Here is a 20,810-nt window from a genome sequence, read left to right as displayed (position 1 = left end):
CATATAAACCAGTAAACGGGCAACTCTTTCCTGATGGCGGTTCACTGTCTCGAAAGAACTCGCGTTCGGCTTAACTAAATGTCCTCCACGGCGAACTACTCCCTAGCACGCTCGACCGGTGCGGACAACGGATCGTCGCACCGGGACGGTTGACGGTCACCGTCCGCGGATCATCGTCCGTGGCGGCTGTCAGTCGCCGCCCCGGATCGTCGTCCCCGGCGTGTCGCCGTCCAAGAACGCCCCGATGTCGTCGGGGCCGAACACCGACGCCGGTGCGCCGAGGTCGAGCAGTTCCCGAACCTTCGCCGCCATCCCGCCGGTCACGTCGGCGTCGGCGTCGCTGCCGCCGAGGGCGCCGGCGGCGTCGGCGAAGGCCGTGATCTCGGGGATCACGTCGCCGTCGGTGTCGAGCACGCCCGGCACCGTCGAACAGAGCCCCACGCGGCCCGCCGAAAGCTGTTCGGCGGCCGTCGTCACGATCTCGTCGCCCGAGAGGACCGTGATGCCCTTCCCCTCGGTCGCGATCACGTCGCCGTGGAGGACCGGGACGAACCCCTCCCCGAGCATCGTCGCCACCTGTCCCGTCGGCATGTCGAGGTCCCCCTCGGCGTCCCGGGCGCCCGCAGAGAGCGGGTTGACGGGGAGCGCAGGCACGCCACGCTCGTGGAGTCGGGAGAGCACGAACTGGTTGAGCGTCTTCATCGCGCCGTGAATGGCGATGGCATCGGCGGCGTCGGTGGTCCCCTCGGTAGTGCTCACACCCGCCTCGCTGGCGTGGTGGTGGCCGAAACTCCCGCCGCCGTGGACCACGACCAACCCGGAGACGCTGCCGTTCTCCATCGCGTCGGCGATAGCGTCGGCCGCCGCGTCGAGCGCGTCGCCGTCTAAGGTCTCCGCGCGGTCCTTGTCGGTGATCACCGAGCCGCCGAGTTTGAGGATCGTCGGGTTCATTCGGCCCGCACCCCTTCGGTCGCGAGTTCGGCACGGAAGCTCTCCTCACAGCCGGGGGAGTACGCCAGCGCGCGCTCGGTGGCCTCGCTCGGGTCGAGCGCCACGATACAGCCCCCGCCGCCGGCGCCGGTCAGCTTCGCGCCCGTGGCCTCGGCCTCCCGCGCGGTCCAGACCATCCGGTCCAGCGAGCGCGCGGAGACGCCCAGCGCCGACAGCAGGCCGTGGTTGAAGTCCATCAGGTCGCCGAGTTCCTCGAGGAGTTCGTCGCCCGGCTCACCCCCCGGCTCGGCGTCGGCGAGCAGTCGCTCGCCCTCCCGGGTGAGGTCGCCGATGGTCTCGACGGTGTCAGCGGCGAACTCGTACTCCTCCTTCAGTGCCCGCACGCCGGCCACGAGCTTCCCCGTGTCGCCGGCGCCGCCGTCGTAGCCGATCACCAGCGGGAGTTCGGGGGCCCCGATCGGTCGGGTGTCGTCGCCCTCGACGCGGACGGCGCCGCCCATCGCCGAGCAGTAGGTGTCTGCGCGGGAGGCCTCGCCGTCCTGGACGGCTGCCTCGGCCTGGTAGGCACGGTCGGCCAGCTCCTCGGGTTCGATCGACTCGCCGCGGGAGCGGACCGCGGCGTCGATGGCGGCGACGACGACCGCCGCCGAGGAGCCAAGCCCCCCGCCGAGCGGGATGTCGCTCTCGATAGTCACGTCGAAGCCGGCCTCGGGATCGCCGAGCGCGTCGCGGGCCTGTGCCAGTGCCTCGTCGACGTAGCCCGTCGCCGCAGCCACGAGGTTCGAGGGCACGTCCACGTTGGGGTGGTCGTCGGTGTCGGCGCCCCACTCGACGGTGAAGCCGTCGAGGGTGAGGTCGTCGGACTCCACACGAACGCGGTGGTCGTCCCGCGGCTCGGCGGTCACCCGCGCCCGGCGCTCGATGGCACACGGGACCGCCGGCTCGCCGTACACCACGGCGTGCTCCCCGAACAGGTACACCTTCCCGGGAGCGCTCGAAGTCGTCATGGCCGAACGCTCGCCCTCGATGGTTACAGTCGTTCCGACTGCTACTCGTCGGCGTCGTACGCCCGCGCGTCGCCGCTGACCTGCGGCGCGCCGATGGCCAACACCTCGACGGTCCCCTCGGCGTCCTCGGGGCAGTACGCCCGGTGGGGGCTCTCGGCGTCGGCGGCGAACAGTTCGTCGGCGCCGACGGTGAACGTCTCTTCCGGCGTCTCGACCGCCATCGCCCCCGAGATGACGTAGAACGCCTCCTCCTGTTCCTCGTGGTAGTGGTACCGGAGCGGGATGGTCTCGCCGGGGTCGGCGCTGTAGCGGTTGACGGCGACGTGTTCCAGCCCCGCGGCCTCGGTCAGTCGGCGGAGTTCACAGGGTCGGTCCGGTGTCGGCTCCACGTCCTCGGTCCTGACGGTTCGGTAGCCCATACGGGCCACTTACCCACCGTGTGCAAAAGCTCGTCGCCGGTGGCTCATCGCCACGGGAGAGCCGCCGCTATCGGGCGTTAGAAAGTAGTACGGAAACGGATCAGCGACTCTAGAGCCCCGCCTCGAAGTCGTCGAGGGCGTAGGTGGGCTCGGCGCCGCGGTTGTCGAGCGTCTCGTTGGCCAGCAGCCAGTAGACGACCGACAGCGCACGTCGACCCTTGTTGTTGGTCGGGATGACCAGGTCGACGTTCGAGACGGCGTTGTTCGAGTCACACATGGCGATGACGGGGATGCCGACCGTGATGGCCTCCTTCACCGCCTGTGCGTCGCCGATCGGGTCCGTGACGACCACGACGTCCGGCTCGATGTAGCCGTCGTACTTGGGGTTCGTCAGGGTGCCCGGGATGAACCGACCGGTGCGTGCGCGGGCGCCGATGGCGTCCGCGAACTTCTCGGCCGGGAACCGACCGTACTGCCGCGAGGAGGTGACGAGCACCTGCTCGGGGTCGTAGTTGGAGAGGAACTCCGCAGCCGTTCGGATGCGGCCGTCCGTCTGGCTCACGTCGAGCACGTAGAGGCCGTCGTCACGGACGCGGTGGATGAACCGCTCCATGTCCGCGGTCTTCTGCTGGGTCCCGATGTGGACCCCAGCCGAGAGGTAGTCCTCCACGGGGATGAGGAGGTCGGCCTCCTCGCCCTCGGGCATGACGTTCTCGTCGAACCGGGATTCTGTTTCTGCCTCGTCGTCCGAGGCGGTCTCTGCCGCCGCCTCGGACTCGGCGGCCTCGGCGGCCACCTCCTCCTCGGCGGGTTCTGTCTCGTCGTTCTCGCTTTCGCTCATACAGCGTCCTCCGCGATGCGGATGAGTTCGTTGAGTTTGGCGGTTCGCTCGCCCCCGACGGTGCCCGTCTTGATGAACGGGGCCCCCGTCGCGACGGCGAGGTGTGCGATCGTCGTGTCCTCGGTCTCCCCCGAGCGGTGGGAGATCACGGGCGTGAACCCGTTGCGGGTCGCGGTCTCGATGGCGTCGACCGCCAGCGAGAGCGTCCCGATCTGGTTGGGCTTGATCAGGATGCTGTTGCCAGCGCCCTGCTCGATGCCCGTTTCGAGTCGCTCGGTGTTGGTGACGAACAGGTCGTCGCCACACAGCAGCGTCTCGCTACCCACACGCTCGGTCAGCGCCGCGAACCCGTCGAAGTCGTTCTCCTCGACGGGGTCCTCGACGTAGGCCAGATCGTACTCGCGGACCAACTCAGCCACGTAGTCGATCTGTTCCTCGGGCGTTCGGCTCGTCTCGCCGTACTGGTAGGCGTCGCCGTCCCAGAGCTCCGAGGCGGCGATGTCGAGACCGAACTGGATATCGAACCCGACGTCCTCGGCGACCCGTTCGCAGGCGGCCGCAACGATCTCGAACGCTTCCGCGTCGTCGATCGCCGGCGCCCACGCGCCCTCGTCACCTTTGGCGGCGGGGATGCCACGCTCGGTGAGGATCTCGCCGACGGTCTCGTGGACCGCGGCGTTGGCGAAGACGGCCTCCGACACGGAGGGCGCCCCCACGGGTGCTGCGAGGAACTCCTGAATGTGGGTCGCGTCGGCGGCGTGTTCGCCGCCGCCCACGACGTTACCCAGCGGCACGGGGAAGTTCTCCCCGCGGAACGCGCCGCCGAGGTGTTGATACAGCGGCGCCCCGAGCACGTCGGCGCCGGCCTTGGCGGCGGCCATCGAGATGGCGACCGCGCTGTTGGCGCCGATCTCCGAGAAGTTCTCGGTGCCGTCGGCACCGCGGAGCGCGGCGTCGACCTCGCGCTGGTTCCCCGCGTGGGCCGTCTCCACGAGTCGGGGGACCGCGTGCTTCCGGGCCGCGGCGATCGCTTCGCCGGGTGGGAGCTCGATGGCCTCGTGCTCGCCGGTACTGGCCCCGGATGGGGCTGCCGCGCGGCCGAAGCCGCCCGACGCCGTCAGCACGTCGGCCTCGACCGTGGGGTTGCCACGGGAGTCGAGCACGCGCCGGAGCGAGACGCCGCTGATTCGCGTCATTTGCCCTCCCGTCGAACGGTGAAGGGCAGGACGCCCGCGTCGTACTCCTCAGCCGCGATGAGGTACGGCTCGGTCGTCCCTGTCTCCACCAGCACCGGCGCGCCGTAGGACAACTGCAGCGCTCGGGCGCCGATGATGCGGGCCTTCTCGTACCGATTGAACTCCGTGCTCATTGGTAGGGGGAGACCACGTCCACCAGATCGCGGTGGCTGATCATCATCCGCCGGCAGCAGTGGCGGGTGACGCCGAGTTCGTCGAGGACCTCTGCGGGGTCCTCGTCGCCCTCACGACCGCGTTCCTGGAACTCTTCCCAGTGTTCACCGATGACGTTGCCGCACGTGAAACACCGGACGGGTATCATCATGGGTGGATCACCTCAGCGGTAGGACTTCTGGTAGCGAGCACGCGCGCCGGGCCCGCCCCACTTCTTCGGCTCGGACTGCCGGGAGTCGTTGACCAGCAGCGAGCGGTCGAACTCCATGTAGGCATCGCGGAGCTCGGCGTCCTGCAGGTGCTGGACCAGCCCACGCGCGATGGCGGTGCGGGCGGCGTCAGCCTGCCCGGCGAACCCACCGCCGGAGATCGACACGTCGATGTCGACCTGCTCGCGGAGGTCGTCGCCGGCGATGCGGAACGGCTCCAGCATCTTCAGCCGGGAGAGTTCGGGTTCGACCAGCTCGACGGGCTGGGAGTTGATGCGAACGCGACCCTCGCCTTCGCTCACGGTGGCGCGGGCGACGGCCGTCTTCTTCTTACCGGACGTGTTCGTTACCATGTCTTGTTGGCGCCGAGGGTCTCGGAGATCTCACCGAGCGAGGTGAACTTGATGTTCGAGAGTCGGTCGAGCGAAGTGCCCTCGAGCACCTCACCCTCGCGGTCGTGGGGGTTGCCCACGTAGACCCGCACGCTCTCGAAGGCCTGGCGGCCACGGTCCTGCTTGTACGGCAGCATCCCGCGCACGGAGCGCTTGAAGATGCGGTCCGGACGCTTGGGGTAGTAGGGCCCCGAGTCCGAGCCGAGGTCCGCTCGCTTGCGGTAGGTGTCCATCGTGGACTCCTCGTTGCCGGTGATGACGGCGTCCTCGGCGTTGATGATGGCGACGCGGTCACCGGCGAGGGCGCGCTGGGCGACCTCGCTGGCGACTCGTCCCATGATGCAGTCGCGGGCGTCGACGACGAGGTCGGCCTCCCACTCGGCGACGCTCATCGGATCACCCGCACGTTGCTACCTTCGGGGTTGTCTTCGAGTATCTGTTCGAGCTGCACCGCCTCGCCGACCTGGTCGATCTTCTTCCGGGCGGTTCCGGAGAAGCTCACGGCGGCGACGGTGACATCCTTCTGGAGCACACCGCTACCGAGCACCTTGCCCGGCACGATAACGGTCTCGTCTTCCTGCGCGTAGCGCTCGATGCGGCCCAGGTTGACCTCTGCGTGGGTGCGGCGCGGCTTCTCGAGCCGTTCCGCCACGTCGGACCAGACGTTGGCACCGACGTCACGCGAGACCGACTTGAGCTCGGCGATGAGGCTCCCTAGTCTCGGGTTCGTCTTGTTGCTACTCATGGATTGACCTCTTGAGTGGAGTTGCCTCCGAAAAGCTGAGAGTGCAGGGAGCAGGATTTGAACCTGCGGACCTCTACAGGACAGCGCCCTGAACGCTGCGCCGTTGGCCTGACTTGGCTATCCCTGCCTGCACTCTCGTGTACTCGATGTCCCTTGAAAGCGGTTTCGGTCCGCCCCCACGAACCGGCGGCGCCGGCGCTCCCGGATCGGGGGCTGGCGTCGGGGTGTCGTGGGTTTCGGGTCATCAGACTGCGACTTTCTCCTGCAGTTCGTCCGCGCGCGACTCGATCGAGTCGATACCGCGGAGCATCAGTTCCTCGACCGTCATCGAGCCGTCCGTCTCCACGTGGAAGACGAACGCCCCCGGAACGTCCTCGACTTCGAGTTCCTTGCCGGGGTAGCGCTCGGTCAGGTCGTTGTCGAACTCGTCGGTGTGGACGAGCTCACCCTCCTCGGTCTCGATGACCCCGCGGAGGATGTTGGTCTCCTCGTCGTCGAACTCGCCGCGGTCGCCGACGACCGTCACCTTCTGCAGGTGGCGGTAGCCGACCGCGACGCCCCCGGACTGCTTGGCGTGGGTTTTCGCGTCGTCGAGCACTGCATCGGCTTCGAGCTCGATACGCTGGTTCTCCCCACCGGGGTTCTCCTTGAGTTCGATGATCGGAATGTTCTCGTCGGCCGGCTGTACGTCCGGGTCCGAGGACTCGAGGTCCCCCGAGTACGCCGTGCCGGGCCCTTCGACGTCGAGCGCGAGGGTGACGGTGTCACCGTACTCGAAGTCGTCGGGCGTCGTCAGCGGGACGAGCCCGAGTCGGAGCCCGATCATCTCGTCGAACATCACCGAGGAGTTCTCCACCATCCGGACGGTGTCGATACTCAGCGTGGGCACGTCGGCGATCATCGCCCGGCGCAGCCCGTTGGCGAACGCTGGGGTCAGCCCGCGGACGAGGATCCGCGCCTCGCGGTCGTCGCCGCGGATGAACTCGACGTCGAATTCGTCTGCCATGTGTTACAGTCGGTTCTTCTTGGGTGCGCGCGTCCCGTCGTGCGGGAGCGGGGTCACGTCCTCGATACGGCCGATCTCCAGCCCTGCTCGGGCCAGCGCGCGAATGGTTGCCTGCGCACCGGGGCCGGGGGACTTGGTGTCGTTGCCGCCCGGACCGCGGACGCGGACGTGGACGCCGCCGATGCCGGCGGCCTTCACGTCGTCGACGACGGCCTCGGCCATCTGCATGGCCGCGTAGGGCGACGCCTCGTCGCGGTTCTGCTTCACGACGGTCCCACCGGAGGACTTGGCGACGGTTTCGGCGCCCGTCGCGTCGGTCACGGTGATCAGCGTGTTGTTGAACGACGCGAACACGTGTGCGATGCCCCACTTCTCGCCGTTGGCTGTGGTCTCGCTCTCGCTCATTCTTGATCCTCCGCGCGTGCGGGGTGGAGCTCGTCTGCCAGCACGGAGTTCTCGTCGAACTCGATGCTGTCCTCCTCGTCGACGGTCACGAACTTCGACGGCGCGGTGACGCGTGCGCCGTCGACGGTAACGTGGCCGTGGACGAGGAACTGTCGAGCCTGCTGGGGGGTTGCCGCCAGCCCCTGTCGGTAGACGACGGTCTGGAAGCGGCGTTCCAGCACGTCGGTCTCGTCGAGGGTCAGGACCTCCGAGATGTCGTCGGCCTCGTTGAGGATGCCGATCTTCTGGAGGCGAGCGACGAACTCCGCGCCCATCTCGCCGGCTTCCTCGACGTCACCCTGTGCGGCGCCGAGCAGTCGTCGAGCCTCGCGTCGGAAGTCACGCAGACGCGACTGTGCACGCCAGAGCTCCTCTTTGCTCTCGAGTCCGTATCGGTCGACCAGCCCGGCTTCCTCGGCGATACGCTCGCCCTGGAAGGGGTGGTTCGGCGTCTCGTAGCGTTTGGTTGCGTTTCCGGTCGTCATTATTCCTCACCAGCGTCTTCTTCCATCTCCTCGCGGATCTCCTCGATGTTGACCCCGATGGTCCCCTCGGTTCGACCCGTGGACTTGGTCCGCTGTCCGCGGACCTTCTTCCCGCGCTCGTGGCGGACGCCCTTGTAGGAGCTGATCATCTGCATTCGGTTGATGTCGTGGCGCCGGGACTCCTCGAGGTCACTCCCGGTCACGTGGGTGGTATCGCCGGTGAAGAAGTCGTTCTGCCGGTTGGCCATCCACGTCGGGATGTAGCTCTCGAGGTTCTCGACGACGTCGACGACACTCTCGATGTCGTCGTCGTCGAGACGCCCGAACGTCGCCTGCCGATCTACGTCGGCCTTGTCGGCGACGATGCGCGCCATGCGCTTGCCGATTCCTTTGAGTTCACTGAGGGACCGCTCGACGGATTTGGTCCCGTCCAGGTCGGTCTGCCCGATCCGGACGAAATACTGGAGGTCTTCGTCCTCCGTCTCGCCGTCCGCTGGTTCTTCTGCACTCATATCTGGTTGGTGTCGGTGCGAGCGTTGCGGCGGGGATTTGAACCCCGGAGGCTGTGCGCCACAGAGTTAGCAACCCTGCGCCTTGGGCCAGGCTAGGCTACCGCAACCCGCGTGCTGGTATCGTCGCCCGTCGTCGGACTCGGGACCCGGCGCCCCTACAGTTCACTACACTCATCGCTTCCGGCACTACGTACTTAAACATCACGGAACGGGGGTGGGTGTGTGAGAGGGAAACACCGGGGAGGGCGCCGACCTCGTGGGGTCGCCGTCGTCGCCCCCGCCCACGGTCACGGCGCCCCGATCGTCGCCGCCGACGCCTACAACTCCAGTATCTCCCGTGCCTCGGCCGTCGACGCCACGGGGCGACCGAGTTCCTCGGCGATGCGGACCGTCCGCTCGACCAACTGGGCGTTGCTCGTCGCCGGCTCGCCTTTCCGGTAGTAGAGGTTGTCCTCCAGCCCCACGCGGACGTGCCCGCCCATGATGATCCCCATCGTCGTCAGCGGGAGTTGGTGCGGGCCGAACGCGAGGACGTTGAACTCCGTGCCGTCGGGGAGGTCCGCCACCATGTTGAGCAGATTGCGCGGCGAGGGAATCGTCGTCGTCCCGCCGCCGAAGACGAGGTTCACGTACGGCGGCGTGTCGAGGTCGTCCCAGATCCGCAGCGCCTCGTTGACGTGACCGCCGTTGAACACCTCCAGTTCGGGCTTGATCCCGCGGGCCTGCATCTCCTCGTGGAGTGCGTCGACCAGCGCTCGGGTGTTCTCGCTGGTGAGGTGCTGGTAGCGATTCAGCGGCCCCATATCCAGCGACGCCATCTCGGGGGCGGGGTCGGTCCGGAGCGGTTCGGCCCGGAGCGCGTCGGACGCCGCGGTTCCGCCGGTCGAGTGCTGGATGATCACGTCGTCAGTCGCCTCCCGAACCGCGTCAGTGAGTTCCTGGAACCGCTCGGTCGAGAACGCGCGCTCCCCGGAGTCCTCGCGGGCGTGCAGGTGGAGGATGCTCGCACCGGCGTCTTCGGCGGCCGCCGCGGCCTCGGCAACCTCCGAGGGGGTCTCGGGAACGTTCGGGTTCGACTCCTTCCCGTGGACGCCGCCGGTCAGCGCCGCGGTGACGATCAGCGGCTTACCCGCGCGGTAGTCGTTGTAGCTCACGACTCGTCACCCCCCGTCGGCGTCGACGCCCCGTCGTCCACGGCGTCGCCGTCGAGCCCCGTCACCGACCCCAGGCCCTTCGCCTCGCGGTAGTGTTCGCAGTCGGTCTCCGGGTCGAGGCCGTACCGTTTCGCACAGATGTCGGCCCGCATCGGCTGGACGAACGCCTCGACGGCGGTGCAGTACGGTCGCTCGTGCTCGAACGACTCCCCATCGTCGCCGACGGACCGTCGCTCCAGGAACTCACAGGCGTCGCTCATACCGACCAGTCGCCGCGGGCGCCCATCAAGCTACCCTCGCCGTCATTCTCCCCCATCGGTACCCGAGAGATGGTGTTACCCGCCCCCGCGCGGCATCGACGCTCATGCCCACCCACGTCGACGGCGAACTGGCAAGCGAAGCCTTGGCCGGCGACGACGGACCGCCGGGCTTATTCACGCGTTCCGGGTAGCCGGCGACGTGTCCGACGATCCGCCCGAGGGCGAAGCCGTCGACGAGGTGACTCGTCGGCTCGACGACGCGCTGGAGCGCGTCGCCCACGGCGCCGCCGTCTCGGTGCCGAGCATCCTGCTCCAGCGTGCCCTCACCGTCGCCTTCACCGCCGCGCTGACCAACGGGCTCGGCGCCGCACCCTACGGCCTGTTCGCGCTCGCGCGCCGCACCCAACGGTTCCTCTCGCGGATCGTCCTCGGCTTCCGGAACGGGCTGAGCCGCTTCCTCCCGACCGCCGATCAGGAGGAACGCGACGCCCTCGCCACCTTCGCCGCGCTGCTGTTGCTCGGCGTCGCCACCGTCTTCGGAGCGGGCTTGTTCCTTCTCGCACCGCGGATCACCGCCTTCGCCGACCAGAGCCAGCGCTTCGAGACGCTGCTCCGCGTGTTCGCGCTGGGGATGCCGGCGAGCGTCTGGCTGTTTACCGTCACCGAGGTGCTCCGCGGGATCGAGGAGGTCGCCCCGCTGAACCTCACGCTGCGGCTGCTCTACCCAGCCGCCCAGTTGGCCGTGGGCGCCGTCGGCGCGTTCGTCGTCGGCGATATCGCGTTCGTCGCCGGCGGCGTGCTGGCGGTGATGGGGCTCACCGGCGTCGGCGCCGCGGTCTGGATCGTCCGCGCCCGTGGCTTCCGCCCGCGAATCCGCGGGGAGGGGCTCGCGGCGCTCCGACGGCGCTACCTCGGCTACACCGTCCCGCTGTTCCTCGGCGGGATCGCCACCACGACCCAGCGACTGGGGTTCTACCCCCTGATCGCCGTCTTCCTCTCGGGCGTCGCCGGCGGCGTGTTCTCGGTCGGCGTGCTGGTCTCCCAACTCGTCCGGCTGCCGCTGATGGCGATCAACCAGTTCATCCCGCCGGTCGCCGCCGCGCTCAACGAGGAGGGCCACGAGGACGCCCTCTCGCGGCTCTACCACGTCACCAGCCGCCTCGTCCTCGTCGGCGTCGTCGCCGCCGCGGTGCCGGTCGTCGTTTATCGGGAGACGGTGATGGCGGCCTTCGGCCCGACGTTCACCGAGTACGCGCCGCTGTTGACTCTCTTCGTGTTCGCCCAGATCGCGGCGTGTGCCGCCGGTAGCGTGGGGATCCTCCTGCGCATGACCGACCACCAGCAGGCGCTGCTCGTGACCAACGTCGTGATCACCACGGTGCTCGCGGCCGTCGCCGTCCCGCTCACGGTCCAGTACGGTCTCGCGGGCGTGGTCTGGACCTACCTGCTGATGCTCACGCTCAACAACGGGATCGAGGTGGCGGTGCTCTACCACCTCGAAGGGCTCCAGCCGTTCACGAAGCGGCACAGCTACCCCCTCATCGCGGCGGTACCCTACGCCGCCGTCGCGCTCGGCGCCTACGTGCTCGCGCCGGGCGTCGTCGGCGCCGTCGTGGGGACGCTGCTGGGGCTGGCCGTGTTCGCGGCGACGATGAAGCTGCTGGGGTTCACGCCGGTGGAGCGCCGGCTGGCGTCAACGTTGGTCGAGCGGTACGGTGAGTTGGTACCGGGTCGGTGAGCCTCAGTCCGCGGTGCCGGTCGAGATGTACTCGTCGTTGATCTCGTACTCGCCGCGCTCGTTCTCCACGAGGTACTCGCCGTAGTAGGGCACCCGTTCGGCGACGACTTCCTCGAACGCTTCGGCGATCTCCTCGCGGCTCATCTCCCCCATCGACTTCAGGTCGTCGTTGCGGTTGAGACAGCCCTTGAGGTAGCCCTCGTGGGTCACGCGGACCCGGCCGCAGTTGGCACAGAAGTCGGCGTTCTCGACGGGGTCGACGATCTCGACCATCCCGCCCTGGAACTCCTCGATGTCGGCGGGCTCGGGCGTGGCAGCGACGGACTCGGCGGCCTCGGGGTTGACGTAGTAGCGCTTGCGGTCGTGCATCTCGCGGTGTTCGACGTGCTCGGCGATGTCCGCGAGCCAGTCGTGGACGCGCTGGATGTCGATGTTCCACTCCGGTTTCCCGGTCAGTTCGGGCATGTACTCGATCAGCTGGAGCTGGAGCCCCTCGTTCTCGGCGACGTGCTCGACCATGCCCTCGACGTAGCCCGCGGTGTGCTCGAAGACGACCATGTTGAGCTTCACCGGCGCCAGCCCGGCGTCGACGGCGGCCTGCACGCCCTCCATCACCTTGTCGTAGGCGCCGGACTTCGTGATCTCGGCGAACTCGTCGGGGTCGAGGGCGTCCTGTGAGACGTTCACGCGGTCGAGCCCGGTTTCCTTCAGGTCCTCGGCGCGCCCGGGGAGGAACGTCCCGTTGGTGGTCATCGACACCTCCATCGAGTCCGGGGTTCGGCGGATGATCTCCTCTAAGTCCTGTCGGAGCATCGGTTCGCCGCCGGTGAGCTTCACGGAGTCGACGCCGTACTCCGAGACGACCTCCAAAAAGCGCACCACGTCGTCGGTGTCCATCTCGTCGTCGCCGGGCTCCATCGGGCCACGGGTGTCGCCGAGCCCCTCGTTGTGACAGTACACGCAGTCGAAGTTGCACCGGTCGGTGAGGGAGACCCGGACGCCAGTTACCTCGCGGCCGAAGTCGTCCGAGAGCGTCATTTCCAGTGTAAAGTGACCGGATGGGCTTAAATTGGCGGGTACAACTACCGCAACACGAAACCGAATACGGTTTCGTTGGATATGTCGACAAGGGCATATCGGTCGGCCGTCCGACTTTTCCAGTTCCCCGGCCGTGCCGGTGCCGACGCCCGGCGGGACTGGGACGGAGTGACTCCCGAAGGCAGCCCCGCTCTATCGCGCCTTCAAAACCCCTATTAGCGAAACGCGTCTCCGTAAGCTATGGACGAAGCCGCCGTACGCGACCTGCTCGCGGAGGTCGAGGACCCGGCGTTGGGCGACGACCTCGTCTCGCTCGGACTGGTCAACGCGATCGAGGTCGAGGACGGGACCGCTCGGGTCTCGCTCGCGCTGGGGGCACCCTACGCCCCCCACGAGTCGGCCATCGCCGCCGAGGTCCGGGAGACGCTCAACGACGCCGGCCTGGAGGTCGACCTCTCGGCCAACATCCCCAACGACACCGCCGAGGAGGACCAGGTCCTTCCGGGCGTGAAGAACATCATCGCCGTCGCCTCCGGGAAGGGCGGTGTCGGGAAGTCGACGATGGCGGTCAACATCGCCGCCGGGCTCTCGAAGCTGGGCGCCCGCGTCGGCCTGTTCGACGCCGACGTGTACGGGCCGAACGTCCCCCGGATGCTCGACGCCGACGAGGCGCCACGGGCCACCGAGCAGGACACCATCATCCCGCCGGAGAAGTTCGGCGTGAAGCTGATGTCGATGGCGTTCCTCTCCGGCGAGGACGACCCCGTCATCTGGCGTGGCCCGATGGTCCACAAGCTCCTGACCCAGTTGGTCGAGGACGTGGAGTGGGGCGAACTCGACTACATGGTGCTCGACCTCCCGCCGGGGACGGGCGACACCCAGCTGACTATCCTCCAGACGCTCCCGCTCACCGGCTCCGTCATCGTCACGACGCCGCAGGGCGTCGCCGTCGACGACGCCCGAAAGGGGCTGCGGATGTTCGGCAAACACGAGACGCCGGTGCTTGGCATCGCCGAGAACATGTCCTCGTTCCGCTGTCCGGACTGCGGGAGCCAACACGAGATATTCGGCGAGGGCGGCGGCCGCGAACTCGCCGACGAGAGCGACCTCCCCTTCCTCGGCGGCGTTCCGCTCGACCCCGAGATCCGCGCCGGCGGCGACGAGGGGAAGCCGGTCGTACTCACGGAGGGCGAGACGGCCGACGCGTTCCGCGTGCTGACCGAGAACGTCGCCAACAACATCGGCGTGATCCGCCGACAGGGTGTCCAGCAGCATGGCCGGTGAGGACGACGAGGGCGGCGACGGGTCGAGCGCCGGGGACGAACCGGACTGGCAGATGGCACCCGACAGCGACTCGACGTTCCCCGAGGACGCCGAGAAGCGCGAACTGCTCCGCGAGGTCGCCGAGGAGGTCCGTGCCCGCGACGACTCCTCGGAGGCGTCGCAGGTCTCGGCGTTCCTCTACCGGGTCTCTGACCTCTACAAGGAAGGCGAGGAGACCTCGCCCGCGGAGATCTACCTGAACATGCGCCACATCATGGACATCAAGGCCCAGGGCGGGCTGAACCGCGGCCGCGACGAGTAGCGACCCGAACCGTTTTCCTCGCCGACACCCACCTTTCGGCAACCGTGACCGCGCACCAAGAGACGCTCACCAACCCGTTCAACATGGACGAGGACTGCCGGAACTGTCCGGCGCTGGCCGACTGCCGCGAGCGCGTCGTCCACGGCTACGGCGACGCGGGCGCGGAGTTCGTCTTCGTCGGCGAGGGTCCCTCGGCGGGCGCCGAAGCGACCGGCGTCCCCTTCACCGGCGACCCGGCGGGTGAGCGCGTTCAGCGCATCCTCGGCGAACTCGGCTTCTCGCGTTCGCCGGCCGATTCGCCGGAGCCCGACCTCCAGAACGTCTATCTGACCTACCTCTCGCGCTGTCGCCACCCCGACCGGGACGCGACCGACGAGGAAGTGCGCACCTGCGAGCCGTTCCTCAACGCCGAACTGCGGATGATCAACCCCGAGATCATCGTCCCGGTCGGCACCAGAGCCCTCCGGGAGTTGGCCATCGAGTACACTACCCGTGCCCCAGAGAGCTTCGACGCCGCCGACGAACACGCGACGACGGTGCGCGGTCGCGGGTTCGAACTGGTGCCGATGCTTCTCCCTGAGGAACAGACTGACGAACAGGAGACCGCGTTCGTCGAACACCTGACGGAGAACGTCTTCCCGCGGGACTACCGCCAGACGAAGGGCCGCCGGAGCCGGTGAGCGCCGTGGGTGACTGGCTCGCGCGCTTGACTCGGTTCCACCACTACCACTACCCGGTCGTCGGCATCGGCATGCTCCTCGCGGCGGTCGTTCTCGGCGAACCGGGGACGCACGACGTGGTGCTCGGGCCGCTCCGCGTCGACGCCTACTGGCTCGTCATCGCGTCGTCGCTGGTGTTGATCCTTCTCAGCGTCACCGACGCGTACGACCCTGCCGACTACGGGCTCGATCGGGAGGAGTGACTACCAGTAGCTCGTCTCGTCCGGGACGCCCCGGCTGCCGACGACGACGCCGACCGCGACGGTGGCCACGACGAGTGCGAACGTCGCCGCGCTCGGGACCATCGACGTCGAGTCGGGGAGCAGTCGGAGGAACGTCGCCAGCCCGCCGAGAGAGATCGCGGAGACGACGCCGGCGACGAGGAGCGCGGTGCGGGAGCCGAACATACCCGAGCGGTCGGGCGGGCGGCGCTTAAGCGCGGCGCTCGGACGGCGCGGGCACGACCCGGGCCGATCGACTCGGACCCACCGACCCGCCAAGCCCGACTCGCCGGATTCAAGCGCGCCGCGGGCCGATGGTCGACGATGACAGTCGTCGCCCTGTTGGCTCACCCCCCACGTCCCGGCGTCCGCTTCCCCGAACTCCCGGCGACCAGCCCGCTGAACGAAGGCGAGGTCGCCGAACTCGCTGCCGCGATGGACAAGGACGCCATGCGGGCCGTCGAGCGATCCGGGGCGAGCCTGCTGGTGAACTACCTCCCCGACGACCTGCTCGCGGAGGAACACCGCACTGGCGTGTCGCCCGAGGCCGAGGTCCGCGCCCTCGCCGCCGACGCCGTCGAGGACGTTGGGAGCGTTCGCTTCGAGCCCCAGGTCGGCTCCACCCCGAGTGCCCGCGTCGGGAACACGGTCACGCACCTGCTGCGCGACGAGGAGGCAGGATCGGTCGTGGTGCTGCCCGGGAACACCCCATTCATCACCCGGACGGGGATCGACTCCTCGGCGATGAAGCTCCGGAGCAACGAGGTCGTCCTCGGCCCGGGCGCCGGTGGCTCGGTGTACTTCGCCGGCTTCACCGACACCGTCGACTTCACCGACGCGATGGCCCCACCCGTACTCAACACGCTCGCAGAACTGGCCCGCGGCGCCGGCCACGACACCGAGTTCATCCCGACCCAACCGACCGTCCGGACCGGCGACGACCTCGCGAGCGTGGTCGCAGAGGTCCGCGCCCGCGTCGCCGCCGGCCGTGTCGTCCCGCAGTTCACCGCCGCGCTGATCGAGGAGTTCAGCCTGATCGTCGACGGCGAGGAGGGGCTGGTCCGGAACGACTGATCGCCACAGAGCGGTAGCTTCAACCCACCCCGGCAAGTAGGTGCGGGCGTAGCGGTGGGATGGCAGAGTGGCCTATTGCGCCGGTCTTGAAAACCGGTGGCGTCAGCCTCCTGGGTTCGAATCCCAGTCCCACCGCCTTTCGTACCCGCCCGTCGGAGCGACGCGTCCCGCATCATCGCGTCGAACGCAAAGGCTTTGGGCCGGTCGGGCGAACCCCTGACTAATGAGCGACGCCGAGGACTGGCCCCACGACCCGGACGGCGAGCACGGCAGCGAAGGCCGGCGCAAGTACGGCCACGCGATACTCGCAAAGAAGATCGACGAGGAGGAGGACTTCCCGCTCTCGGCCGCCGAGTACGTGGCGGAGTACGGCGACGACCCCGTTCGGATCAGCTACGAGCAGGTCGTCTCGGTCGCGGAGATCTTCGAGAGCGTCGACCACGAGGAGTTCGCGGACTTCGTCGAGTTCCACCGCGTCCTCGGGGCGGCGATGCGTGAGAACGGCTACTGGTTCTACGAGGGATCCGAGCAGTTCGTCGACGCCTGAGCAGGCGTCCACCCTCCGGTTGTTCCCACCCCACCAGCCCCGCGGCTCGCTGGCGGCCGGTGTCCGTGAGCCCAAACGCCGAAACGACTATATGGTTTTAGGCCGGCCTAAAGGATGTGCGACACGCTGGCACTGGTTTCGGACTGGCGGCGGACATCTGGCGTCGATCCAGCCGTGAACGGGGCGTGGAAGGGCTCCGACGGCGGAGCGGTGGTGATCGATGACCGACGGGAAGCTCTGCCCGCTCCGCGAGCGGATCGAGGCCCTCGCGTCCGAGCGCGGGGAGTACTACCTCGTCTGTGGGCGCTACGGGGACCGCCCGGTACCGGCTGCCGGCTGTCGCTTCGAGAACCGCTCGACGGCCTGTGAGGCGGCCCGACTGACCGAGGAGTACCGCGCGGTGCTCCGGGGGTACGACCCCGAGCTTCCACGGTACGACATCGTCGTCCGACGGACGCCCGAGTTCGGGACTGTGGGGTCCCGATCGGGCGGCGACGGCTCGACAGCAGAAGCGGAGCGGTGAGCACGGCAGACGGTGGCTGTGTCGACCCCGGGCGCGACGCCGCTACTCCTCCTCTAAGGACATCCGCTCGCCGACCTGCTGTTCGATCGCACCGCGCTCCCACGTCCGAGTCCCCTCGCCCTCGACCTCGGCCTGGATCTTCTCTTCGAGCAGATTGACCGCCACCGAGTTGGCCCCCTCGGGGATGATCAGGTCGGCGTGTTTCTTGCTCGGCTCGATGAACTGTTCGTGCATCGGCTTCACCGTCGAGAGGTACTGGTCGATCACGTCCTCGAGTTCCCGGCCGCGCTGGATCACGTCCCGCTTGATCCGGCGGAGGATCCGCACGTCGGCGTCGGTCTCGACGTACAGCCGCAGGTCGAGCATCCCGTTGATCTCCTCGTCGTACAGCGCGAGGATGCCCTCGACGATGATCACGTCCGTCGGCGCGACGGTCATGGGTTCGTCCTTGCGGTTGTGTCGCTCGAAGTCGTACTGGGGCATCTCCACTACCTGCCCCTCCGAGAGCTGTCGGAGGTGCTCACGCAGGAGGTCCCACTCGAACGCCTGTGGGTGGTCGTAGTTGACCTCCTGGCGCTCGGCCATGTCGAGGTGGCTCAGGTCCTCGTAGTAGTTGTCGATGGGGATCCGGGTCACGGACTCCCCGACGCTCTCGGTGATGAGGCGGGAGACCGTCGTCTTGCCGGCGCCGGTGCCGCCGGCGATGCCGACCACGAACGAGGGGATGGTCATCGGACGATCCGAGGAGAGCGCCGCGTTTCAAACTGCTGTTTTGGGTCTTCGCCGCCCGCTCGGAGGGGTCAGCCCGGTGGTTACCGTTCTTCGATCGACAGGAACACGGTGGCGGTCCCGAGGGTGAGAACCGTCGGCCAGAACGCGATCACCGGCTTCGAACGTATCCACAATACCCGTGTTCAGAGGCCGGCAAGAACTTAGTTTGCCGTCCCGTCGGCGAACAGCGAGAGGCTGAGCTGTTCGGAGCCGTGGGAGCCGTCGCCGTTGCCCGCGCCCCGCCCCGAGAGGGCGGCCCGAGCGACCGTCGCCGCCACCGTATCGGGGTCCTCGACCACCGGCGCGAGCGCCGCGCGCAGCGCGGTCCGCTGTATGTCGATCACCGGCACCCCCTCGCCGCGTTCCCGTGCCCGCTCACGCCGTGCACGGAGTTCGAGCCACGACCGGACTGTCGCGCCGGTGTACTCCCGCGCCAGTCCGAGCGGGTCGTCGACGCCCGGCACCGTCGAGAGGTACCGGGCACCGGGGCCGTCGGCGCCGACGCGGTCGGCGACCCACTCCCGGATTCGCTCCGGATCGGTGTCGGGGTCGAGGTCGGCCTCCGCCGCCTGCAGGATCTCGGCCTCCCGTTCGGCCACGCGGTGGAACGCGTCGCCGACGACGACGGTGTCGGCCCCCGCCTCGCGGACGGTCCGGACGTCCTCACGGTCGGCGAGGCCGCCGCCGTACCAGACCCGCGAGCGTTCCATCGCCCCGTCGATGAGTTCGAGTGCCTCGACGGCCTCGTCGCCGCCGAACGTTCCGGAGTACTCCAGATAGAGGATCTCGGACTCCAGATGCCGGTCGGCGGCCATCGCCCGCCGTTTGGCTTCCCGCGCGTCGAGCACGTCGTCGGGGCCGACGCCGGACTCCCGAGCGGCGGCGCTGTCGGGGTTCTGGACGATGTACGCCTCGAAGGCGGCGTCGGAGAGCATCACCGAGGTCGCCACGCTCGCCAGCCAGTCGGCGACCCGGTCGGGGAGCCACGGCGCCTTCCGCGCGATCAGGTCCGGGGCCAGTCGTTCGCGGACGCTCTCGACGGCGGCGCCGAGGGTGCCGACGAGCGCCTCGCTGTCGCCGTTGAGCACTTCCGGTACGAGCAACAGGTCGGCGGCGTCGTGGCTCTCCTCAGTGACGTGGTCGGCGCCGCTGGGTTCGTGACAGACCGGCGTCGACAGCGGGGTCAACAGGTCGAACGCCGCCGCGGTGTTTTCGGGCGTCACGTCGGCGGAGCCGCCGACGGAGACGGCGTCGGTCTCCGCGAGCCAGAGCGGGTACAGCAGCGGGAGCTTCTTCGCCCCCTCGGGGTCGACTTTCGTCACGTGATCCCAGTCGGGAACCGGGTTGGTGTCGAGCGCACTCCGGGCGAGCAGCCGAGCGAGGTCGGCGACCCGCTCGCCCCGCGCCGCGAGATGCCGTCGCATACAGACTCCTCGCTGCCGGGTAGCAAAAACCCGGTCGGTTCGGGGATGGACAGCTTCAAACCGCTGGTCGGCCCACCGAAAGCCATGTCCGGACCGCTCCGCGGGTTCGCCGACAGCCTCGCGAGCGTCGACGCCCTGCCGACGCCCGCCCGTGCGGTGTTCAGTCACTACGGCGCGGGCGGCTCGCTCGAACTGGCCGCGATCCGCCTCCAGCGCCGCGTCGAAGCCGAGATCGAGGGGATCGTCGACGACGCCTACACCGACGTCGAGGCCGCCCTGGCCGACGAGTTCGGTCGCGAGTCGGTCGAGTTCGCCTACGACACCAAGCTGACCCTCCCGGTCGAACTGACGCTCGCACACGTCTACCGCCGAGCCACGGCCGCAGCACCCCCCGGCGTCGATCCCGTCTCGGGGCGGCGCGCGACCGATCCGATCGCGAAACTCCGCCGCCGACGCGCCGACAGCGACGTCGACGCCGCCGACCTCGTCCGCGAGACCCGCCGCGCCTGCGAGGTGGCTGAGTTGGTCGTCGTCGCCCTGCTCGACGGCGACATGCGCGACGCCATCAACGACGGCGAGTACGAGGACTTCGCCGTCGACTTCGAACTGGCGTCCGGGGATCGCGCCCGCGTCGCCGGGATCGCACAGGAGGTGCTGCAGGCCGCGGTACAGGAGCAGTTCGCCGCGTTCCCCGACTCGGTCCGGGCGGCCTACGACGCCGCCGTCGAGCGCTCGGAGGCCCACCAGGACCGGGACCCGCGCTTCCGCGAGCTCATGAGCGAGGCCGTCGCCGCCGCCGAGGCCGACACAGTCGCCGACCTCCGGAACGGGGCCGACACCGACGAGGTCGACGCCGAGGCCGCCCGCGACGCGCTCCGCGAGGAGTACAAACACCCCGCCTTCGAGGACCCGCCGGCGCTGTTCGAGACGGCCGAACTCGACCTCCCGTACCTGCTCACCCAGTACGGCCGGGTCGGCGTCATCTACCACGGGATGGTCGAGATGTTCCGCGAGGCGGGCGTCCCCCTCTCCGCGGAGTTCGAGCGTGCGGTGGTGCTCTCGATCATCGGCGCCCAGATCTGGCTCGACGACGTGGACGACTTTGCGGCCGACGTACGCGAGGGCCAACTCACTCCCGTTACCGCCGAGTACCTGCTCGCCGACACCGACGCCGCGGCCTACGACGCGACGGTCTCGATCACGGAGGCGTACCTCGACGCCGCCCGCGAGGCGGCGATGGCCTCCGACGCGCCGATCACGGGGATCGCCGTCGAGTACATCCGACAGGACGGCGAGCCGGAGAAGCTCCCGCGCTGAGTCGGACCGACTGCGAGGA

The 20,810-nt window shown here is 68.7% G+C and carries 29 protein-coding genes and 3 tRNA genes; 10 read left to right on the top strand and 22 right to left on the bottom strand.

Annotation, left to right across the window (positions count from 1 at the left end):
• Nucleotides 1–189: 189 nt before the first annotated feature.
• The 18 genes from NO998_RS09985 to NO998_RS09900 all read right to left on the bottom strand — a co-directional run bounded on the left by NO998_RS09985 (nucleotide 190) and on the right by NO998_RS09900 (nucleotide 9,834).
• Nucleotides 190–951: an isopentenyl phosphate kinase gene (locus NO998_RS09985; RefSeq protein WP_267646975.1), complete on the bottom strand. Its 762-nt coding sequence runs from the start codon at nucleotides 949–951 to the stop codon at nucleotides 190–192.
• Nucleotides 948–1,958 carry a mevalonate kinase gene (gene mvk, locus NO998_RS09980; protein ID WP_267646973.1) on the bottom strand — a complete coding sequence of 337 codons (1,011 nt, stop codon included), beginning with the start codon at nucleotides 1,956–1,958 and terminating at the stop codon, nucleotides 948–950. The genes NO998_RS09985 and mvk overlap by 4 nt, the downstream gene beginning before the upstream one ends.
• A gap of 41 nt (nucleotides 1,959–1,999) precedes the next feature.
• A complete protein-coding gene (locus NO998_RS09975) occupies nucleotides 2,000–2,377 on the bottom strand; it encodes a cupin domain-containing protein (protein ID WP_267646971.1) in 378 nt (125 codons plus the stop codon).
• A gap of 109 nt (nucleotides 2,378–2,486) precedes the next feature.
• Nucleotides 2,487–3,218, bottom strand: a complete 732-nt coding sequence (gene rpsB, locus NO998_RS09970) for a 30S ribosomal protein S2 (protein WP_267646970.1) — start codon at nucleotides 3,216–3,218, stop codon at nucleotides 2,487–2,489.
• Entirely contained in the window at nucleotides 3,215–4,414 is a 1,200-nt protein-coding gene (gene eno / locus NO998_RS09965) for a phosphopyruvate hydratase (protein ID WP_267646969.1), read from the bottom strand. Before eno ends, rpsB begins: the two co-directional genes overlap by 4 nt.
• A complete protein-coding gene (locus tag NO998_RS09960; protein WP_267646968.1) occupies nucleotides 4,411–4,587 on the bottom strand; it encodes a DNA-directed RNA polymerase subunit K in 177 nt (58 codons plus the stop codon). The genes eno and NO998_RS09960 overlap by 4 nt, the downstream gene beginning before the upstream one ends.
• Complete coding sequence (locus NO998_RS09955) at nucleotides 4,584–4,778, bottom strand: DNA-directed RNA polymerase subunit N (protein WP_267646967.1); 195 nt, start codon at nucleotides 4,776–4,778, stop codon at nucleotides 4,584–4,586. The genes NO998_RS09960 and NO998_RS09955 overlap by 4 nt, the downstream gene beginning before the upstream one ends.
• 12 nt (nucleotides 4,779–4,790) lie before the next feature.
• Complete coding sequence (locus tag NO998_RS09950) at nucleotides 4,791–5,189, bottom strand: 30S ribosomal protein S9 (protein ID WP_267646966.1); 399 nt, start codon at nucleotides 5,187–5,189, stop codon at nucleotides 4,791–4,793.
• Nucleotides 5,183–5,620 (bottom strand): 50S ribosomal protein L13, encoded by a 438-nt coding sequence (locus tag NO998_RS09945; RefSeq protein WP_267646965.1) that lies wholly within the window; start codon nucleotides 5,618–5,620, stop codon nucleotides 5,183–5,185. Before NO998_RS09945 ends, NO998_RS09950 begins: the two co-directional genes overlap by 7 nt.
• Nucleotides 5,617–6,027, bottom strand: coding sequence for a 50S ribosomal protein L18e (locus tag NO998_RS09940; RefSeq protein WP_345781131.1), 411 nt, complete (start codon nucleotides 6,025–6,027; stop codon nucleotides 5,617–5,619). Before NO998_RS09940 ends, NO998_RS09945 begins: the two co-directional genes overlap by 4 nt.
• Nucleotides 6,016–6,100, bottom strand: a tRNA-Leu gene (locus NO998_RS09935). Before NO998_RS09935 ends, NO998_RS09940 begins: the two co-directional genes overlap by 12 nt.
• 117 nt (nucleotides 6,101–6,217) lie before the next feature.
• Nucleotides 6,218–6,979 (bottom strand): DNA-directed RNA polymerase subunit D, encoded by a 762-nt coding sequence (locus tag NO998_RS09930; protein ID WP_267646963.1) that lies wholly within the window; start codon nucleotides 6,977–6,979, stop codon nucleotides 6,218–6,220.
• Nucleotides 6,980–6,982: 3 nt separating this feature from the next.
• Entirely contained in the window at nucleotides 6,983–7,384 is a 402-nt protein-coding gene (locus NO998_RS09925; RefSeq protein ID WP_267646962.1) for a 30S ribosomal protein S11, read from the bottom strand.
• Entirely contained in the window at nucleotides 7,381–7,908 is a 528-nt protein-coding gene (locus NO998_RS09920) for a 30S ribosomal protein S4 (RefSeq protein WP_267646961.1), read from the bottom strand. The genes NO998_RS09925 and NO998_RS09920 overlap by 4 nt, the downstream gene beginning before the upstream one ends.
• Nucleotides 7,908–8,420, bottom strand: coding sequence for a 30S ribosomal protein S13 (locus tag NO998_RS09915; protein WP_267646960.1), 513 nt, complete (start codon nucleotides 8,418–8,420; stop codon nucleotides 7,908–7,910). The genes NO998_RS09920 and NO998_RS09915 overlap by 1 nt, the downstream gene beginning before the upstream one ends.
• Before the next feature lie 22 nt (nucleotides 8,421–8,442).
• A tRNA-Ser gene (locus NO998_RS09910) sits at nucleotides 8,443–8,527 on the bottom strand.
• Between the two features lie 210 nt (nucleotides 8,528–8,737).
• Nucleotides 8,738–9,574 (bottom strand): beta-keto acid cleavage family enzyme, encoded by an 837-nt coding sequence (locus NO998_RS09905; protein WP_267646959.1) that lies wholly within the window; start codon nucleotides 9,572–9,574, stop codon nucleotides 8,738–8,740.
• Nucleotides 9,571–9,834 carry a hypothetical protein gene (locus tag NO998_RS09900; protein ID WP_267646958.1) on the bottom strand — a complete coding sequence of 88 codons (264 nt, stop codon included), beginning with the start codon at nucleotides 9,832–9,834 and terminating at the stop codon, nucleotides 9,571–9,573. The genes NO998_RS09905 and NO998_RS09900 overlap by 4 nt, the downstream gene beginning before the upstream one ends.
• Nucleotides 9,835–10,033: 199 nt before the next feature.
• Here NO998_RS09900 and NO998_RS09895 point away from each other — a divergent pair, with 199 nt between their 5' ends.
• Complete coding sequence (locus NO998_RS09895; RefSeq protein ID WP_267646957.1) at nucleotides 10,034–11,572, top strand: lipopolysaccharide biosynthesis protein; 1,539 nt, start codon at nucleotides 10,034–10,036, stop codon at nucleotides 11,570–11,572.
• A gap of 3 nt (nucleotides 11,573–11,575) precedes the next feature.
• Here NO998_RS09895 and moaA read toward each other — a convergent pair whose 3' ends face one another.
• The gene (gene moaA / locus NO998_RS09890) at nucleotides 11,576–12,610 is read right to left on the bottom strand and encodes a GTP 3',8-cyclase MoaA (RefSeq protein WP_379822059.1); all 1,035 of its coding nucleotides are present in this window, start codon (nucleotides 12,608–12,610) and stop codon (nucleotides 11,576–11,578) included.
• A 240-nt stretch (nucleotides 12,611–12,850) separates the two neighbouring features.
• Between moaA and NO998_RS09880 the strand changes: the two genes are divergently transcribed.
• From NO998_RS09880 to NO998_RS09865, 4 genes are read left to right on the top strand one after another with little or no spacing between them, the layout of a single operon-like run.
• Entirely contained in the window at nucleotides 12,851–13,894 is a 1,044-nt protein-coding gene (locus tag NO998_RS09880) for an Mrp/NBP35 family ATP-binding protein (RefSeq protein WP_303648168.1), read from the top strand.
• Nucleotides 13,884–14,195 (top strand): DUF7976 family protein, encoded by a 312-nt coding sequence (locus NO998_RS09875; RefSeq protein WP_267646956.1) that lies wholly within the window; start codon nucleotides 13,884–13,886, stop codon nucleotides 14,193–14,195. Before NO998_RS09880 ends, NO998_RS09875 begins: the two co-directional genes overlap by 11 nt.
• A gap of 44 nt (nucleotides 14,196–14,239) precedes the next feature.
• Nucleotides 14,240–14,875 carry a uracil-DNA glycosylase gene (locus tag NO998_RS09870; RefSeq protein ID WP_379822062.1) on the top strand — a complete coding sequence of 212 codons (636 nt, stop codon included), beginning with the start codon at nucleotides 14,240–14,242 and terminating at the stop codon, nucleotides 14,873–14,875.
• A gap of 5 nt (nucleotides 14,876–14,880) precedes the next feature.
• A complete protein-coding gene (locus NO998_RS09865; RefSeq protein WP_267646955.1) occupies nucleotides 14,881–15,117 on the top strand; it encodes a hypothetical protein in 237 nt (78 codons plus the stop codon).
• Here NO998_RS09865 and NO998_RS09860 read toward each other — a convergent pair whose 3' ends face one another.
• Complete coding sequence (locus NO998_RS09860; RefSeq protein WP_267646954.1) at nucleotides 15,118–15,321, bottom strand: hypothetical protein; 204 nt, start codon at nucleotides 15,319–15,321, stop codon at nucleotides 15,118–15,120.
• A gap of 138 nt (nucleotides 15,322–15,459) precedes the next feature.
• Here NO998_RS09860 and NO998_RS09855 point away from each other — a divergent pair, with 138 nt between their 5' ends.
• The 4 genes from NO998_RS09855 to NO998_RS09840 all read left to right on the top strand — a co-directional run bounded on the left by NO998_RS09855 (nucleotide 15,460) and on the right by NO998_RS09840 (nucleotide 17,279).
• A complete protein-coding gene (locus NO998_RS09855; protein WP_267646952.1) occupies nucleotides 15,460–16,209 on the top strand; it encodes a hypothetical protein in 750 nt (249 codons plus the stop codon).
• Nucleotides 16,210–16,262: 53 nt separating this feature from the next.
• A tRNA-Ser gene (locus tag NO998_RS09850) sits at nucleotides 16,263–16,344 on the top strand.
• Nucleotides 16,345–16,432: 88 nt separating this feature from the next.
• Complete coding sequence (locus NO998_RS09845; RefSeq protein WP_267646951.1) at nucleotides 16,433–16,756, top strand: DUF5785 family protein; 324 nt, start codon at nucleotides 16,433–16,435, stop codon at nucleotides 16,754–16,756.
• 220 nt (nucleotides 16,757–16,976) lie between these two features.
• On the top strand, nucleotides 16,977–17,279 hold the full coding sequence (locus tag NO998_RS09840) for a DUF7552 domain-containing protein (protein ID WP_267646950.1): 303 nt from the start codon (nucleotides 16,977–16,979) through the stop codon (nucleotides 17,277–17,279).
• A gap of 42 nt (nucleotides 17,280–17,321) precedes the next feature.
• Here NO998_RS09840 and udk read toward each other — a convergent pair whose 3' ends face one another.
• Both udk and NO998_RS09830 read right to left on the bottom strand, forming a co-directional pair.
• The gene (udk, locus tag NO998_RS09835) at nucleotides 17,322–18,011 is read right to left on the bottom strand and encodes a uridine kinase (RefSeq protein ID WP_267646949.1); all 690 of its coding nucleotides are present in this window, start codon (nucleotides 18,009–18,011) and stop codon (nucleotides 17,322–17,324) included.
• A gap of 200 nt (nucleotides 18,012–18,211) precedes the next feature.
• Nucleotides 18,212–19,474: a geranylgeranylglyceryl/heptaprenylglyceryl phosphate synthase gene (locus NO998_RS09830; protein WP_267646947.1), complete on the bottom strand. Its 1,263-nt coding sequence runs from the start codon at nucleotides 19,472–19,474 to the stop codon at nucleotides 18,212–18,214.
• Nucleotides 19,475–19,558: 84 nt separating this feature from the next.
• Between NO998_RS09830 and NO998_RS09825 the strand changes: the two genes are divergently transcribed.
• Nucleotides 19,559–20,791, top strand: coding sequence for a hypothetical protein (locus tag NO998_RS09825; protein WP_267646946.1), 1,233 nt, complete (start codon nucleotides 19,559–19,561; stop codon nucleotides 20,789–20,791).
• The last annotated feature ends 19 nt before the right edge of the window (nucleotides 20,792–20,810 follow it).

Origin of the sequence: Halolamina litorea, assembly GCF_026616205.1 — an archaeon.
GTDB lineage: Archaea > Halobacteriota > Halobacteria > Halobacteriales > Haloferacaceae > Halolamina > Halolamina litorea.
Note: the sequence above shows the minus strand (reverse complement) of the source record. Positions and strands in the feature narration are given on the sequence as shown.